Raw genomic sequence first — 14,627 nt, 5'->3', positions numbered from 1 at the left:
CTGTCCGGCCGGGGACGTACCCGCCCATCTAAGCGCTTGCTCACCCTGCTGTCACCCCCCGATGGCACCCCCGCTGTCACCCCCTGCCGTCACCCCCGTTGCCACCCCCGCCGTCACTCACGAGGATCACCTCCAGTGTCCGGGGCCCGTGCACCCCCTCCACCCGGTCCAGCTCGATGTCACTCGTCGCCGAAGGCCCCGAGATCCACGTCAACGGCCGTGCCGGGTCCAGCCGTTCGAGCGCCTGCGGCACCGACGACACCACCTGATCGGGGACGCGGACGACACAGATGTGGTGATCGGGGATCAACGTGATCCGGCGCCGCCCCTGATCGGGGCCGCCGTCCAGGACGATCGTGCCGGTCTCGGCGACGGCCAGCGCACAGCCGGTGACGACGCTGTCGACCTGGTCGAGAGCCTGCGGCGTGGTCTCGGGTACGTCCGCGACCCGCTCCGCGTCCGCCGCCGCCAGCCACTCCGGCGCGAGCCCCGGCGGCACCACCACCGACTTGGCCCCCCGCTCGGCGAGCAACCGCCCGATCACCGAAGGGAGTTCGGCCGCCGCACACCGATGCACGACCGCCCGGTAGTCCACCAGATTCTCCGCCAGCAACTCCACCCGCTCCGCGCCGCTCAGCGCCCCGTGCTCGCGCAGATACCCCCGCTCGACGGGCCCGTCCTCGCGCGCCACCCCCTCGAGCGCCCGCCGCACCCGCCCCAACACCCGTTCCCTGCTGCTCACTTCGTCCCGCCCTTCGCCCCGCCGGTCCGCTGCCACCAGTCGCGGAACGGCTCCGCCGGCACCGCCGGAAGATCCCGCGTCCCGCTCCACGCCTTGCCGGGTCCGGGCAGCGCCCGGGGATGCCAGCGCCGGGTCCGGGACGCGAGCCGCTGCCCCGTCCGCAGGGCGACCGGCCGCCCGAAGGCCCAGCCCGCCGCCCGCATCGCCGCCCGCTCGGCCGCGTGCCCCTTGGCCGGCTTGAGCACCACCCGGTTGCCCTCCCGCACCACGGGCCCGCCCTCGACGACCCGCTCCCGCAGATGCACCAGCACCTCCGGGATGTCGATCGCCACCGGACACACCTCGTAACACGCCCCGCACAGCGACGACGCGTACGGCAGCGAGGCGTCGATCTCGCTTCCCGTGCCCCGCAGTTGAGGGCTGAGGATCGCGCCGATCGGCCCCGGGTACACCGACCCGTACGCGTGCCCGCCCGCCCGCTCGTACACCGGGCACACGTTCAGACACGCCGAGCAGCGGATGCAGCGCAGCGCCTGGCGGCCGACCTCGTCGGCGAGGGTGTCGGTGCGGCCGTTGTCCAGCAGCACCAGATGGAAGACGCGCGGCCCGTCGCCGTCCGTCGTCCCCGTCCAGGTCGACGTGTACGGGTTCATCCGCTCGGCCGTCGACGAGCGCGGCAGGGTCTGGAGGAAGACCTCCAGGTCCTGCCAGGTCGGGACGATCTTCTCGATGCCGACGACCGAGATCAGCGTCTCCGGCAGGGTCAGGCACATCCGGCCGTTGCCCTCCGACTCGACGACGACCAGGGTGCCGGTCTCGGCGACCATGAAGTTGGCGCCGGACACGCCGACCTTGGCGCGCAGGAACTTCTCGCGCAGGTGGAGCCGGGCGGCCTCGGCGAGTTCGGCGGGCGTGTCCGTGAGCCCTTCGGGGGCCGGGCGGCCCCACTCGCCCATCTCGGCGCGGAAGATGTCCCGGATCTCACCCCGGTTGCGGTGGATCGCCGGGACCAGGATGTGCGAGGGCCGGTCCTTGCCCAACTGCACGATCAGCTCGGCGAGATCGGTCTCGTAGGCGCGGATGCCGGCCGCCTCCAGCGCCTCGTTCAGCCCGATCTCCTGCGTGGCCATCGACTTGACCTTGACGACCTCCGACTCGCCCGTCTCCCGCACGAGTCGGGTGACGATCGCGTTGGCCTCGTCGGCGTCGGCCGCCCAGTGGACGACCCCGCCGGCCGCCGTCACCGACTCCTCCAACTGCACGAGATACTCGTCGAGTCGGAGCAGCGTACGATCCTTGATCCGCTTGCCCGCCTCCCGCAGCTCGGCCCAGTCGGACACCTCCGCCACGGCCTTCGCCCGTTTCGCGCGGATCGTGTGCGTGGCGTGCCGCAGATTCCCGCGCAGCGTCGGATTCGCCACGGCCTCCCGCGCGGCGGCCGGGAACGCCGGCATCCCCAGATACGTTCCGCTCATACGGCGGCCCCCTCCTCCGTGCTCGCCAGGATCTCCGCGATGTGCACGGGCCGCAGCCCCGTCCGCAGCCGCGTCATCGTGCCCCCCAGATGCATCAGACACGAGTTGTCCGCCGCGCACAGCACCTCCGCGCCGGTCGACTCCGCGTTACGGACCTTGTCCGCCCCCATCGCCGCCGAGACATCGGAGTTCTTCACCGCGAAGGTCCCCCCGAACCCACAGCACTCCTCCGCCCCCGGCAGCTCCACCAGCTCAAGCCCCTTGACCGCCTTGAGCAGCCGATACGGCCGCTCCCCGAGCCCCAGCCCGCGCAGCCCGTGACAGGTCGGATGATAGGTGACCGTATGCGGGTAATAAGCCCCCACATCCGTCACCCCCAGCACATCCACCAGGAACTCCGTCAGCTCATAGGTCTTCGGTACGACGGGAGCCAGCACCGCGGCGAGCGAGTCACCCCGCCCCTCCGCCCGCGCCCGCTCACCCATCCGCGGATACAGCTCCCGCACCATCGCCCCGCACGACCCCGACGGCGTCACGATCGCGTCGTACCCCCCGAAGACATCGGAGAAATGCCGGGCCAGCGGCTCCGCCTGATGCCGGTAGCCGGTGTTGTAGTGCGCCTGCCCGCAGCATGTCTGCGCCAGCGGGAAATCGACGTCGACGCCCAGTCTGGACAGCAACTTGACCACCGCCCGCCCGGTGTCCGGATAGAGCGTGTCGTTGACACAGGTCAGGAACAGTGCGACACGCATCGCGGCTCCTCGGGGTCAGTCATCGGATGAGTGAAGGGTAGTCGGAAGGGCGGGGTATAGGGAGGCCTACCCGATCACGCCCCGGCCAGCCTCCCCTGCGCCTCCCGCCACCGCGCGGTCCCCCCCTGCGGCTCGTACCGCGTCAGCGGCTGGCTCTGCACCAGCAGCCGCCGCATGTCCGCCCGGTCCCCGACCAGACCGTGCGCCCGCGCCTGCACCAGCACGTTCCCCAGCGCCGCCGCCTCCGTCGGACCCGCCACCACCGGCAACCCGCAGGCGTCGGCCGTCAGTTGGCACAGCAGCGCGTTGCGCGTGCCGCCCCCGACCACATGCACCACGTCCACCGGATGCCCGGCCAGCCGCTGGGCGTCCTCGACCGCACGGCGATGGGCCAGCGCCAGCGAGTCCAGGATGCAGCGCGTGACCTCGCCCGGCGTCCCCGGCACCGGCTGCCCCGACGCCCGGCACGCCTGCGCGATCCGCTCCGGCATCCGGCCCGGCGCGAGAAACGCGGCGTCCCCGGCGTCCACGACCGACCGCAGCGCGGGCGACGCGGCGGCCTCCCGCAGCAGCGCCCCCAAGTCCGGCTCGCCCCAGGCCCGTACGCACTCCTGGAGCAGCCAGAGCCCCATGATGTTGCGCAGATAGCGGACGGTCCCGTCGAGCCCCAGCTCATTGGTGAAGTTGGCGGCCCGGCTCTCCTCGGTCAGCACCGGCGCGTCCAGTTCGAGCCCGGCCAGCGACCAGGTCCCGGTGCAGATGTACGCGAACCGCTCCCCGACTGCGGGTACGGCGGCCACGGCCGAGGCGGTGTCGTGCGACCCGACGGCCGTCACCGGCACCGGACCGGCCAGCCCCGTCTCCTCCAGCACCGAAGGCAGCAACTCCCCGGCCGGATCGCCGGGTTGCCGCAGCGGAGCGAACAACTCCAGGTCGACGCCCACCCGTTCGGCGACCCCGTACGCCCAGTCCCGCGTCCGGGGATCGATCAGCTGAGTCGTCGAGGCGTTGGTCAGCTCGGTGCCCTGCACCCCCGTCAGCCAGTACGACAGCAGATCGGGGATCAGCAACAGCCGCCGGGCGGCGGCCAGTTGGGCGGAACCCCGGGCCGCCGCCAGCTGATAGACGGTGTTGAACGGCGCGTACTGCAACCCGGTCGCCGCGTACAGCCCGGCCGCCGGCACCCGCGCCCAGACCGCCTCCGCGACCCCCTCGGTACGGGCGTCGCGATAGTGCACCGGATTGCCGAGCAGCGCCCCGTCCGCGTCCAGCAGCCCGTAGTCCACGGCCCAGCTGTCGATCCCGACCGAGTCGACCTGCCCCACGGCCCGCAGCCCGTCCAACACCCCCGCGTACAGGGCGAGTACGTCCCACCGCAGCCCCTCGGGCAGCCGCACCGGCCGGTTCGCGAACCGGTGCGCCTCCGTCAGCTCCAGCGACTCCGGACTGACCAGCCCGGCCATGACCCGGCCACTGGAAGCACCCAAGTCGACGGCGGCATAAGCTTTCTGACGCCCACTCAAAGAACGCCCGTTCAAAGAGCGTCCGCTCATGGAACGCCCGCTCATCGCAGGAACGCGGCTGCCACACCCGCGTCGACCGGCACATGCAGCCCGGTGGTGTGCGTCAACTCCCCACCCGTCAGCGCGAACACGGCATTGGCGACATGCTCGGGCAGCACCTCCCGCTTCAGGATCGTCCGCTGCGCGTAGAACTCGCCCAGCTTCTCCTCCTCGATCCCATAGGTGGCCGCCCGCTGCGCCCCCCACCCCCCGGCGAAGATCCCCGACCCGCGCACGACCCCGTCCGGATTGACCCCGTTGACCCGGATCCCGTGCTCACCCAACTCGGCCGCCAGCAGCCGCACTTGATGCGCCTGATCGGCCTTCGTCGCCGAGTACGCGATGTTGTTGGGCCCGGCGAACACGGAGTTCTTGGACGCGATGTAGACGACGTCCCCGCCGATCCCCTGCGCGATCATCACCCGCGCCGCCTCCCGCGACACCAGGAACGACCCGCGCGCCATGATGTCGTGCTGGAGGTCCCAGTCCTTCGCCGAAGTCTCCAGCAGCGGCTTGGAGATGGAGATCCCCGCGTTGTTCACGACCAGATCGACCCCGCCGAACGCGAGCACGGCAGCCTTGAACGCCGCCGCGATCTGCTCCTCGGAGGTGACGTCGACGGTGACGGCAACCGCCTTGTCGGACCCGCCCAGTTCCTTGGCGACGGCGGCGGCGTTCTCCCCGTTCAGATCCGCGACGACGACACAGGCGCCCTCGTCGGCCAGCCGCCGCGCGATGGCCTTCCCGATCCCGCTGCCCGCCCCGGTGACCAGCGCCACCCGAGTGGCCAGCGCCTTAGGCCTCGGCATCCGCTGGAGCTTGGCCTCCTCCAGCGCCCAGTACTCGATCCGGAACTTCTCCGACTCCTCGATCGGCGCGTACGACGACACCGCCTCGGCCCCGCGCATCACATTGATGGCGTTGACGTAGAACTCCCCGGCGACCCGCGCGGTCTGCTTGTCCTTGCCGAACGAGAACATGCCCACCCCAGGGATCAGCACGATCGCCGGATCGGCCCCCCGCATCGCGGGCGAGTCGGGCAGCGCGTGCCGCTGGTAATAGGCGGCGTACTCCTCCCGGTAGGCGATATGCAACTCCTTGAGCCGCGCCACGGCTTCCTCCACCGGCACCGAGGCCGGCAGATCGAGCACGAGCGGCCGTACCTTCGTCCGCAGGAAGTGATCCGGACAGGAGGTCCCCAGCGCCGCGAGCCGGGGATGCTCGGCGCGGGCCAGGAACTCCAGGACGACGTCGGAGTCGTCGAAGTGTCCCACCTGCGGCTTGTCGGCGGAGGTGAGCGCGCGGACGTACGGCGCGAGCGCGGCGGCCCGCTCCCGGCGCTCGGCCGGGCCCAGGGCGTCGTACCCCGCGAGGACCGGACCGAACGGCTCCGCCCTGCCGCGTGCCGTCAGGAACTCCTCGGCGGTGCGGATGATGTGCAGCGAGTTGCGTTCGCACTCCTCGGCGGTGTCGCCCCATGCCGTGATCCCGTGGCCGCCCAGGATCACGCCGATCGCCTGCGGGTTGGCCTCCTTGATGGCGGCGATGTCCAGACCGAGCTGGAACCCCGGCCGCCGCCACGGCACCCACGCGACCGAGTCCCCGAAGCACTCGGCGGTCAGCTTCTCGCCGTCGGCCGCGCAGGCGAGGGCGATGCCGGAGTCGGGGTGCAGATGATCGACGTGCGCGGCGTCGACGAGGCCGTGCATGGCGGTGTCGATGGAGGGGGCGGCGCCGCCCTTGCCGTGCAGGCAGTAGTCGAAGGCGGCGACCATCTCGTCCTCGCGCTCGACGCCCGGGTACACCCCCACGAGCGCCCGCAGCCGATCGAGCCGCAACACGGCGAGCCCGGCTTCGGTGAGGGTCCCGAGATCACCACCGGACCCCTTGACCCACATCAGCTCGACGGCCCCGCCGGTCACAGGGTCGACATCGTTGCCTTTGGCGGAGGCGTTGCCACCGGCGTAGTTGGTGTTACGGGCATCGGCACCGAGCCGATGGGAACGGGAGAGGAGGGAGGAGGCGGAGGGGTGGGGAGGCATGTCTGTGTCCTTGTAGGTGAGGTCGTCAGCGGGAAGTCGCTCGTACGGTCAGGCGCCCCACCCTGCTTGTTGTCCTCCGACCCGCTCAGCGGCGATCCTCGAACCCCACCCCGACCTCCGATACGCCCCCACAGGATCCCCGTCCAACCCCATCTCCTCCCGCACCTCCCGCAACAACGGCCGCACATCCGTGTTGTACGCGTCCATCAGCACGGCGTTCGCCTCCAGCACATCCCCCGAAGCCTGTGCCACCCCCAACGCCCCCCGATCCACCAGCAACGCCTTGGCCGTGGCCTCCTGGACATTCATCACCGACCGCACGATCGCCGGAATCTTCGCCTCGATGTTGTGACACTGATCCAGCATGAACGCCACCTCACCCCCGAACCCCCCACCCCGGACCACCTCACACATGATCCGGAACAACTGGAACGGATCGGCGGCCCCCACCATGAGGTCGTCGTCGGCATAGAACCGCGAGTTGAAGTCGAACCCCCCGAGCTTCCCCTCCCGCAACAGCACCGCGACGATGAACTCGATGTTGGTACCCGGCGCGTGATGCCCGGTGTCGACGACGACCTGCGCCTTGGGCCCGAGCTTCAGGCAGTGCGCGTAAGCGGTCCCCCAGTCGGGCACGTCGGTCGTATAAAAGGCGGGCTCGAACAGCTTGTACTCCAGCAGCATCCGCTGCCCCTCACCCAGCCGCTCGTACACCTCGGCCAGCGCCTCGGAAAGCCGCTCCTGCCGCGAGCGCACGTCGTCCTGCCCGGGATAGTTCGTCCCGTCGGCGAACCAGAGCTTCAGATCCCGGGACCCGGTCGCGTCCATGATGTCGACGCAGTCGAGGAGATGCCGGACGGCTTTGCGGCGGACGGCGGCGTCGGGGTGACAGACGCTGCCGAGCTTGTAGTCGTCGTCCTGGAAGGTGTTGGAGTTGACGGTGCCGAGCTTCACGCCCCGCTCCTCGGCGTGCTTGGCGAGCGCCGCGTAGTCGTCCACCTTGTCCCAGGGGATGTGGAGCGCGACGGTCGGGGCCACGCCGGTGACCGCGTGGACCTGCGCGGCGTCGTCCAGCTTCTCCTGCGGCGAACGCGGTACGCCCGGCTGGGCGAACACCTTGAACCGGGTCCCCGAGTTCCCGTACGCCCATGACGGCGTCTCGACGGCCTGGGTCTTCAGCGCGGCCTTCACCGCGGCGAGGTCGGTCACTTAGAGCTCCTGACACAGACATCGATGAAACGATTCAGAATGGGAAGCTATGAGCATGCCGGGGGAGTGTCAACCCCTGCGGTGCGGGTCCTTTCCCGTTATCGTCGTGTGACCTCCGGCTATCGAAATTTTTTCGAGACGGACCCATTGACGTGACAAGCCGCTGATGCCTACGGTCCCGGCAATCCAGTTGAAACCTTTCACGACGTCGTGAGCGGAACCGGCCAGTGCGGCCCGACCTCCTCGCGACGCCGGCGAGGAGCCCCCATGACCCACCCGTCCGACGCGGGACCGCCCCCGGTGCTGGCGCTGCGGGACGTCGCCAAGTCGTTCGGCGCCGTCCGTGCCCTGCGCGGAGTGCGCCTGGAGCTGCTTCCCGGCGAGGTGCACGCGCTCGCCGGGGAGAACGGCGCGGGCAAGTCGACGCTGATCAAGACCCTCGCCGGGGTGTACCGGCCGGACGCGGGACAGGTCCTGCTGGACGGCGCACCGGTCGTCTTCCACGGCCCCGGCGACGCCCGCGCCGCCGGTATCGCCGTGATCTACCAGGAGCCCACGCTCTTCCCCGACCTGTCGATCGCCGAGAACATCTTCATGGGCCGCCAGCCGCGCCGCTCCCTCGGCCGTATCGACCACAAGGCGACCCGCGCCCGGACCGCCGCGCTCATGGCCCGCCTCGGCGTCGCCCTCGACCCCGACCGGCCCGCGCGCGGACTTTCGATCGCGGACCAGCAGATCGTCGAGATCGCGAAGGCGCTCTCCTTCGACGCCCGCGTCCTGATCATGGACGAGCCGACCGCCGCCCTCACCGGCAGCGAGGTCGCCCGCCTCTTCGGTGTGGTGCGCACCCTGCGCGACCAGGGCGCCGCCGTCCTGTTCATCTCGCACCGGCTGGAGGAGATCTTCGAGATCTGCGAGAAGGTGACGACCCTGCGCGACGGCGCCTGGATCGCCAGCGAGCCGCTGGCCGGGATGACCGAGGACGACCTGGTCCGCCGCATGGTCGGCCGCGACCTCGCCGACCTCTACCCCAAGCAGCAGCTCACCCCCGGCGAAGTCGCGCTCAGCGTACGCCGGTTGACCCGGGAGGGCGTCTTCACCGACGTCTCCTTCGAGGTCCGCCGGGGTGAGATCGTCGGCCTCGCGGGACTCGTCGGCGCCGGCCGCACCGAGGTCGCCCGCGCCGTCTTCGGCATCGACCGCTGGGACGCCGGCGAGGTCACCGTCGTCGGCAGGAAACTCACCAGCGGCGCCCCCTCCCTCGCCATGGCCGCAGGCCTCGCCCTCGTCCCCGAGGACCGGCGGGCCCAGGGGCTGGTGATGGACATGTCCATCGAACGCAACATCGGCCTGACCGGGCTGCGTACGACCGTCAGGGCCGGGCTGATGGACCGGGGGGCCGAGCGCAGCCGGGCGCTGGACTGGGCCGTCAGGCTCCAGGTGAAGTACGCGCGGCTCGCCGACGCCGTGGGGACCCTGTCCGGCGGCAACCAGCAGAAGGTCGTCCTCGCCAAGTGGCTCGCGACGGGGCCGCAGGTGCTCATCGTCGACGAGCCGACGCGCGGGATCGACGTCGGGACCAAGGCCGAAGTGCACCGGCTGCTCGGCGAGTTGGCCGCCGACGGGGTCGCCGTCCTGATGATCTCCTCCGATCTGCCCGAGATCCTCGGCATGGCCGACCGCGTCCTCGTCATGCACGAGGGCCGGCTCGCCGCCGAGATCCCCCGCTCCGAAGCCACCGAGGAGAGCGTGATGGCCGCAGCTACTGGGAGGGCCGCCGCATGAGCCGCCTTTTTAAAGAGGCGCGCCGTGTGAGCCGCCTCAACTCCCTTGCCGGGAGGGTCGTCTGATGACCGTCACGGCTCCCGGGCCCGTCGCCGACGCCCCCGCCTCCAGCGGGACCCGGCTCGTCGACCGGGTCTTCAAGATGCGTGAACTCGCCATCCTGGCCGTCTTCCTGGTGATGATCGCCGTCACGCAGGCCGGCAACAGCGAGTTCCTGTCCGAGCAGGGCATCAAGGACCTGCTGCTGAACGCGACGATCCTGGTGCTGGTCGCGACCGGCCAGTCCCTGGTCGTCATCACCCGCAACGTCGACCTGTCCGTCGGCTCCACGCTCGGTATCAGCGCCTTCGCCGCCGGTACCTATCTGCACGGCGGTGGCGGCACCGTCGTCGCGCTCGTGCTGGCGGTCCTGGTGGGCGTCGGCTTCGGGCTGCTCAACGGGCTGCTCGTCAGCCTCGGCCAGGTCCCCGCGCTCGTCGTCACCCTCGGCACCCTCTACATCATCCGGGGTGTCGACTCGATCTGGGTCGGCTCCCGGCAGATCACGGCCGCCGATCTGCCCGGCGGATTCGTCGACTTCGGCTCCGGCGGGATCACGGCGGTGCCGTACCTCGCGCTGATCGCCCTCGTGGTGCTGGTCGCGACCGCCTACTACCTCAAGCACTTCCGCACCGGGCGTGAGCTGTACGCGCTCGGCTCCGACCCCGAGGCCGCGCGGCTGGCCGGCATCCCCGTGCGCAAGCGCATCCTCGCCGCGTACACGTTCTGCGGCGCCCTCGCCGGACTCGCCGGCGCCCTCTACCTCGCCCGGTTCGGCAACGTCGACTCCGGGACCGGCACCGGCTACGAACTGACCGTCGTCAGCGCGGTCGTCGTCGGCGGTGTCGTCTTCACCGGCGGCTCCGGCAGCGTCTACGGCGCGGCCCTCGGCGCGCTGCTGCTGACGTCCATCAACAGTGTCCTGCCCGCGCTCGGCGTCAGCTCGGTGTGGGTCCTCGCCATCAACGGCGTCCTCCTGCTGCTGGCGATCGCGGTCGACCGGATCGTCGCCCTGCGGGTGGGGGCCGCGCTCAAGAAGGTTCCGCCGAAGGGGGCCTCCCGTGCCTGAGTCGCTCACCAGGGCCGTCCGCTGGGACACCGTCGTCGGCGCCGTCCTCATCCTGTTGCTGCTGTTCTCGTTCACCTTCGTGGACGGCTTCGGCAACGCCCTGAACCTGTCCTTCCTCATCGGCAACACCCTGCCGATCGCCCTGATCGCGCTGCCGATGACCCTCCTGGTCGTCTCCGGCGAGATCGACCTGTCCGTCGCCTCCACCGCCGGGCTCTCCGGGGCCGTCATGGGCCGGCTGTGGAACGAGGGGATGGCGATCGAGACGATCATCCCGCTCTGTCTGCTGCTCGGCGTGGCCTGCGGACTCGTCAACGGGCTGCTCGTCACCCGGCTCGGACTGCCCTCGCTGGCCGTCACCATCGGCACCCTCGCCGCCTACCGGGGCATCGCGCAGATCGTCCTCGGCTCGAACGCCGTCACCGACTTCCCTTCGCAGTACCTCGACTTCGCCGCCGGACGCGTCGGAAACAGCTTCCTGCCGCAGGCCTTCCTGCCGTTCGTCGTCCTGCTCGCCATCGCCGTCGTCACCCTGCACGCCACCCCCTTCGGGCGCTCGCTCTTCGCGATCGGCGCCGCCGAGGAGGCCGCGCGGTTCTCCGGTGTCCGGGTCAAGCGCGACAAGCTGATCCTGTTCGTCCTCACCGGCCTCATGGCCTCCCTGACCGGCGTCTTCTGGGCCCTGCACTACGCCAGCGCCCGCTACGACAACGCCACCGGACTCGAACTCTCCGTCATCGCGGCCGTCCTGCTCGGCGGCATCGACTTCGACGGCGGCAGAGGGACCCTCGGCGGCGCCGTCGCCGGCGTCTTCCTCCTCGGCACCGCCCAGAACGTCATGAGCCTCAAGGACGTCTCCGCGCAGTCCCAGATCGTCGTCACCGGCGTCCTGCTGGTGATCTCGGTCCTCGGACCGCGTGTGGCCCGTCAGATCGCGACCGCGAGGGCGGGCCGACGCGCCGCCTCGACACCAAGTCCCGCTGGATAGGCCGGAAAAGGACAGCCCGCCGTCAACCTCAGGAAAAAAAGGACCCCTCATGCGCTCCACCTCCCTGCGCCGGGCCTGCGCCGCCCTCGCCGCCGTCTCCTCGCTCGCCCTAGCCGCCACCGCCTGCGGCGGCACCACCAAGTCCGACGTCAAGAACGAGAGCAGCGCCGCCGCCTCCACCGGCGGCAAGGCCGACCCGAACGCGCCCACCAAGAAGGGCCTGACCGTCGGCTTCCTGCCCAAGCAGGTCAACAACCCGTACTTCACCTCCGCCGACAAGGGCGGCGAGGCCGCGCTGAAGGAACTCGGCTCCAGCTACAAGGAAGTCGGCCCCTCCAGCGCCACCGACACCGCCGGGCAGGTCAGTTACGTCAACACGCTCACCCAGCAGCAGGTCAGCGCGATGGCCGTGTCCGCGCAGGACCCCGGCGCGCTGTGCACCGCGCTGAAGCAGGCCATGAGCAACGGCATCAAGGTCGTCACCTACGACTCCGACACCAACCCCGACTGCCGCGACGCGTTCATCTCGCAGGCCAGCGGCGAGGACCTGGGCCGCACCGAAGTCCAGCTGCTGGGCCAGCAGATCGGCTACAAGGGCGAGATCGCGATCCTGTCGGCCGCGCAGACCGCGACCAACCAGAACGCGTGGATCGAGTTCATGAAACAGGAACTCAAGGACCCCAAGTACAAAGACATGAAGCTCGTCAAGATCGCGTACGGCAACGACGACGCGCAGACGTCCTTCCAGCAGACCCAGGGCCTCCTCCAGGAGTACCCGAACCTCAAGGGGATCATCTCCCCGACCACCGTCGGCATCAAGGCCGCCGCCCAGTACCTCTCCGGCTCCAAGTACAAGGGCAACGTCAAGCTCACCGGCCTCGGCACCCCCAACGACATGCGCAAGTACGTCAAGAACGGCACCGTCGAGGCCTTCGAGCTGTGGGACCCGGCCAAGCTCGGCGCCCTCGCCGCCCAGACGGCCGTCGCCCTCGCCTCGGGCCAGATCACCGGCAAGGAGGGCGAGACCTTCAAGGCCGGTACGAACGCCTACACGATCGGCGCGAACGGGGTCATCACCCTCGGCAAGCCGACCGTGTTCGACGCCAAGAACATCGACCAGTTCAACTTCTAGGGTTTTGGGGGGCGTTGATGCAGCGCGTCTGCTTTCTCCTGAAGGTCCGCGCGGACCGTCTTGACGAGTACCGGGAGCGGCACGAGAAGGTGTGGCCCGAGATGCTGGATGCGCTCAGCGCGACCGGCTGGCACAACTACTCCCTGTTCCTGCGCGAAGACGGCCTCCTCGTCGGCTACTTGGAGACCGACGACTTCGCCGCCGCCCAGGCCGGGATGGCGGCCACCGACGTCAACGCCCGCTGGCAGGCCGAGATGGCGCCGTTCTTCGAGTCACCGGACGGCGCCCGCCCGGACGAGGCGATGACACCGCTCACCGAGGTCTTCCACCTCGCCTGAGCACTTCTTCAGGGAGCCGCTATGAAACGACGAACGGTCCTCGGCACAGCGATACTTGCCGCCGTGACCACCCCAGGAACCGCCCGCGCAGCCGACCCCACCCCTTCCGTCACCCTCAAGGGGAACGCCCAACTCGACGCCCAGGCGGTCTACTTCGTCTCCTACGACGGCCTGGTCAACAACAACTCCTTCCAGAAGAACGGCCTGTTGACCTACAAGGGCTACCAGTACGCCACTTGGTACACGGTCACCCGCAACGCGGTAGTCGCGAGACGGGTGTTGGGCGCCCCGGCCTGGTCCACGGTCACCCTCTCCCACCAGCTGAAAGCCAGCGACTCCCACAACGTCATCTCCATGGGCGTCTCCCAGCTGGACGGCCGCCTCCACCTCAACATGGACTCGCACAGCGACGGCTACTTCTACGTCAAGTCGGTCGCGGGCCTGATGGACAACCCCGGTTCGACGGCGTGGACTTCGGCCGTCTTCGGCGCCGTCCAGACCAGCATGGACGGCCTCGCCCTCACCACCCAGTTCACCTACCCCCAGTTCCTCTCCACCCCCGAAGGCAGGCTCCAGCTGAGCTACCGGGTCGCGGTCTCCGGCAACGGGCGCAACGCCCTTGCGGAGTACGACGGTTCGGGGTGGACGGCGCTGGGGGAGTGGACCAGCGCGACGGGGTCGTACAGCAGCGAGCACGGGACCTCGACGCTGCGGAACATGTATCTGCACGGCCTCGACTACGACCGCAACGGGCGGCTGCACGCGCTGTTCACGTGGCGGGAGCAGAACGCGGCGGTGATGTGCTCCGGCGGGGGCATCAGCAATCACGACACTGGTTACGTGTACTCCGACGACCGGGGCCGGACCTGGCGCAACGACGCGGGGACGGTCGTAGGGACGGCCGGCGGTACGGACAAGGTGGCCGTCACCGACAGCGGGCTGGTCGTGGACGCGCTCAACCCCGATCACTCGCTGATGAACCAGGAGAGCCAGACCACCGACTCGGCCGGGCGTCCGCACGGGATCATCTCCTACGTCCCGGGCCGCTTCGGGCAGTGCACGACCAACTACGTCAGCGACCGCACCGCCCATGGCCGCGCCTTCCACCTGCGCAAGAACGCCTCCGGGAGCTGGCAGAAGACCGAGATCCCGGTCCCGCTGAACTCCAGCCAGCGCACGAAACTCGTCCTCGACCGGTACGACAACGCCTACGCGATCCTCCCCTTCGGTCGCATCGCCGCCGCCTCCAAGGCCTCCGGGTACACCGACTGGGCGCTGCTCTTCGACGGCTCGGGGCTCAACGCGTTCGGGGAGGTCGTCGTCGACGAGACACGCGTCGCCGCCGACGCCGTCCTGTCGTTCCTGTACCAGGAGAAGTCCAGCGGTACGACGCCCTCGGCGCTGCGCGTCGTCGACTTCGCGCTGCCCGGCTGAGCGGCGTCTTTCCGTGCCGGTAATGTGAAGGTCCTACCGCTCACCTGGAGGTTTCCGTCC

The 14,627-nt window shown here is 70.1% G+C and carries 12 protein-coding genes; 6 read left to right on the top strand and 6 right to left on the bottom strand.

The window, feature by feature from the left end:
- Positions 1–76: 76 nt before the first annotated feature.
- The 6 genes from ACYUD3_RS11990 to rhaI all read right to left on the bottom strand — a co-directional run bounded on the left by ACYUD3_RS11990 (position 77) and on the right by rhaI (position 7,782).
- Positions 77–742, bottom strand: a complete 666-nt coding sequence (locus ACYUD3_RS11990; protein ID WP_470967845.1) for a LutC/YkgG family protein — start codon at positions 740–742, stop codon at positions 77–79.
- The gene (locus ACYUD3_RS11985) at positions 739–2,217 is read right to left on the bottom strand and encodes a LutB/LldF family L-lactate oxidation iron-sulfur protein (RefSeq protein ID WP_470967842.1); all 1,479 of its coding nucleotides are present in this window, start codon (positions 2,215–2,217) and stop codon (positions 739–741) included. Before ACYUD3_RS11985 ends, ACYUD3_RS11990 begins: the two co-directional genes overlap by 4 nt.
- Positions 2,214–2,969 (bottom strand): (Fe-S)-binding protein, encoded by a 756-nt coding sequence (locus ACYUD3_RS11980; RefSeq protein ID WP_470967839.1) that lies wholly within the window; start codon positions 2,967–2,969, stop codon positions 2,214–2,216. Before ACYUD3_RS11980 ends, ACYUD3_RS11985 begins: the two co-directional genes overlap by 4 nt.
- A 74-nt stretch (positions 2,970–3,043) precedes the next feature.
- Complete coding sequence (locus ACYUD3_RS11975; protein ID WP_470967837.1) at positions 3,044–4,432, bottom strand: rhamnulokinase; 1,389 nt, start codon at positions 4,430–4,432, stop codon at positions 3,044–3,046.
- Positions 4,433–4,533: 101 nt separating this feature from the next.
- Positions 4,534–6,573 carry a bifunctional aldolase/short-chain dehydrogenase gene (locus ACYUD3_RS11970; RefSeq protein WP_470967834.1) on the bottom strand — a complete coding sequence of 680 codons (2,040 nt, stop codon included), beginning with the start codon at positions 6,571–6,573 and terminating at the stop codon, positions 4,534–4,536.
- Positions 6,574–6,621: 48 nt separating this feature from the next.
- A complete protein-coding gene (gene rhaI / locus ACYUD3_RS11965; RefSeq protein ID WP_470967831.1) occupies positions 6,622–7,782 on the bottom strand; it encodes an L-rhamnose isomerase in 1,161 nt (386 codons plus the stop codon).
- A gap of 267 nt (positions 7,783–8,049) precedes the next feature.
- Between rhaI and ACYUD3_RS11960 the strand changes: the two genes are divergently transcribed.
- From ACYUD3_RS11960 to ACYUD3_RS11935, 6 genes are all read left to right on the top strand, one after another.
- Positions 8,050–9,567, top strand: a complete 1,518-nt coding sequence (locus ACYUD3_RS11960) for a sugar ABC transporter ATP-binding protein (protein WP_470967828.1) — start codon at positions 8,050–8,052, stop codon at positions 9,565–9,567.
- 64 nt (positions 9,568–9,631) lie between these two features.
- A complete protein-coding gene (locus ACYUD3_RS11955; protein ID WP_470967826.1) occupies positions 9,632–10,675 on the top strand; it encodes an ABC transporter permease in 1,044 nt (347 codons plus the stop codon).
- Positions 10,668–11,663: an ABC transporter permease gene (locus tag ACYUD3_RS11950; protein ID WP_470967824.1), complete on the top strand. Its 996-nt coding sequence runs from the start codon at positions 10,668–10,670 to the stop codon at positions 11,661–11,663. Before ACYUD3_RS11955 ends, ACYUD3_RS11950 begins: the two co-directional genes overlap by 8 nt.
- Positions 11,664–11,712: 49 nt before the next feature.
- Entirely contained in the window at positions 11,713–12,795 is a 1,083-nt protein-coding gene (gene rhaS, locus ACYUD3_RS11945) for a rhamnose ABC transporter substrate-binding protein (RefSeq protein WP_470967821.1), read from the top strand.
- 17 nt (positions 12,796–12,812) lie between these two features.
- Positions 12,813–13,133, top strand: coding sequence for an L-rhamnose mutarotase (locus ACYUD3_RS11940; protein ID WP_470967819.1), 321 nt, complete (start codon positions 12,813–12,815; stop codon positions 13,131–13,133).
- A gap of 21 nt (positions 13,134–13,154) precedes the next feature.
- The gene (locus ACYUD3_RS11935; protein ID WP_470967817.1) at positions 13,155–14,567 is read left to right on the top strand and encodes a BNR repeat-containing protein; all 1,413 of its coding nucleotides are present in this window, start codon (positions 13,155–13,157) and stop codon (positions 14,565–14,567) included.
- Positions 14,568–14,627 lie beyond the last annotated feature (60 nt).

This window comes from Streptomyces sp. AMJ-169, from assembly GCF_055597585.1.
The sequence above is the reverse complement of the archived record's forward strand: the minus strand, read 5'-3'. Positions and strand labels throughout refer to the sequence as shown.

Coding starts and splice junctions, on each gene's coding strand:
- ACYUD3_RS11985 (WP_470967842.1), bottom strand. CDS start 2,217: ATGAGCGGAACGTATCTGGGGATGCCGGCGTTCCCGGCCGCCGCGCGG.
- ACYUD3_RS11980 (WP_470967839.1), bottom strand. CDS start 2,969: ATGCGTGTCGCACTGTTCCTGACCTGTGTCAACGACACGCTCTATCCG.
- ACYUD3_RS11975 (WP_470967837.1), bottom strand. CDS start 4,432: ATGGCCGGGCTGGTCAGTCCGGAGTCGCTGGAGCTGACGGAGGCGCAC.
- ACYUD3_RS11970 (WP_470967834.1), bottom strand. CDS start 6,573: ATGCCTCCCCACCCCTCCGCCTCCTCCCTCCTCTCCCGTTCCCATCGG.
- ACYUD3_RS11960 (WP_470967828.1), top strand. CDS start 8,050: ATGACCCACCCGTCCGACGCGGGACCGCCCCCGGTGCTGGCGCTGCGG.
- ACYUD3_RS11955 (WP_470967826.1), top strand. CDS start 9,632: ATGACCGTCACGGCTCCCGGGCCCGTCGCCGACGCCCCCGCCTCCAGC.
- rhaS (WP_470967821.1), top strand. CDS start 11,713: ATGCGCTCCACCTCCCTGCGCCGGGCCTGCGCCGCCCTCGCCGCCGTC.
- ACYUD3_RS11940 (WP_470967819.1), top strand. CDS start 12,813: ATGCAGCGCGTCTGCTTTCTCCTGAAGGTCCGCGCGGACCGTCTTGAC.
- ACYUD3_RS11935 (WP_470967817.1), top strand. CDS start 13,155: ATGAAACGACGAACGGTCCTCGGCACAGCGATACTTGCCGCCGTGACC.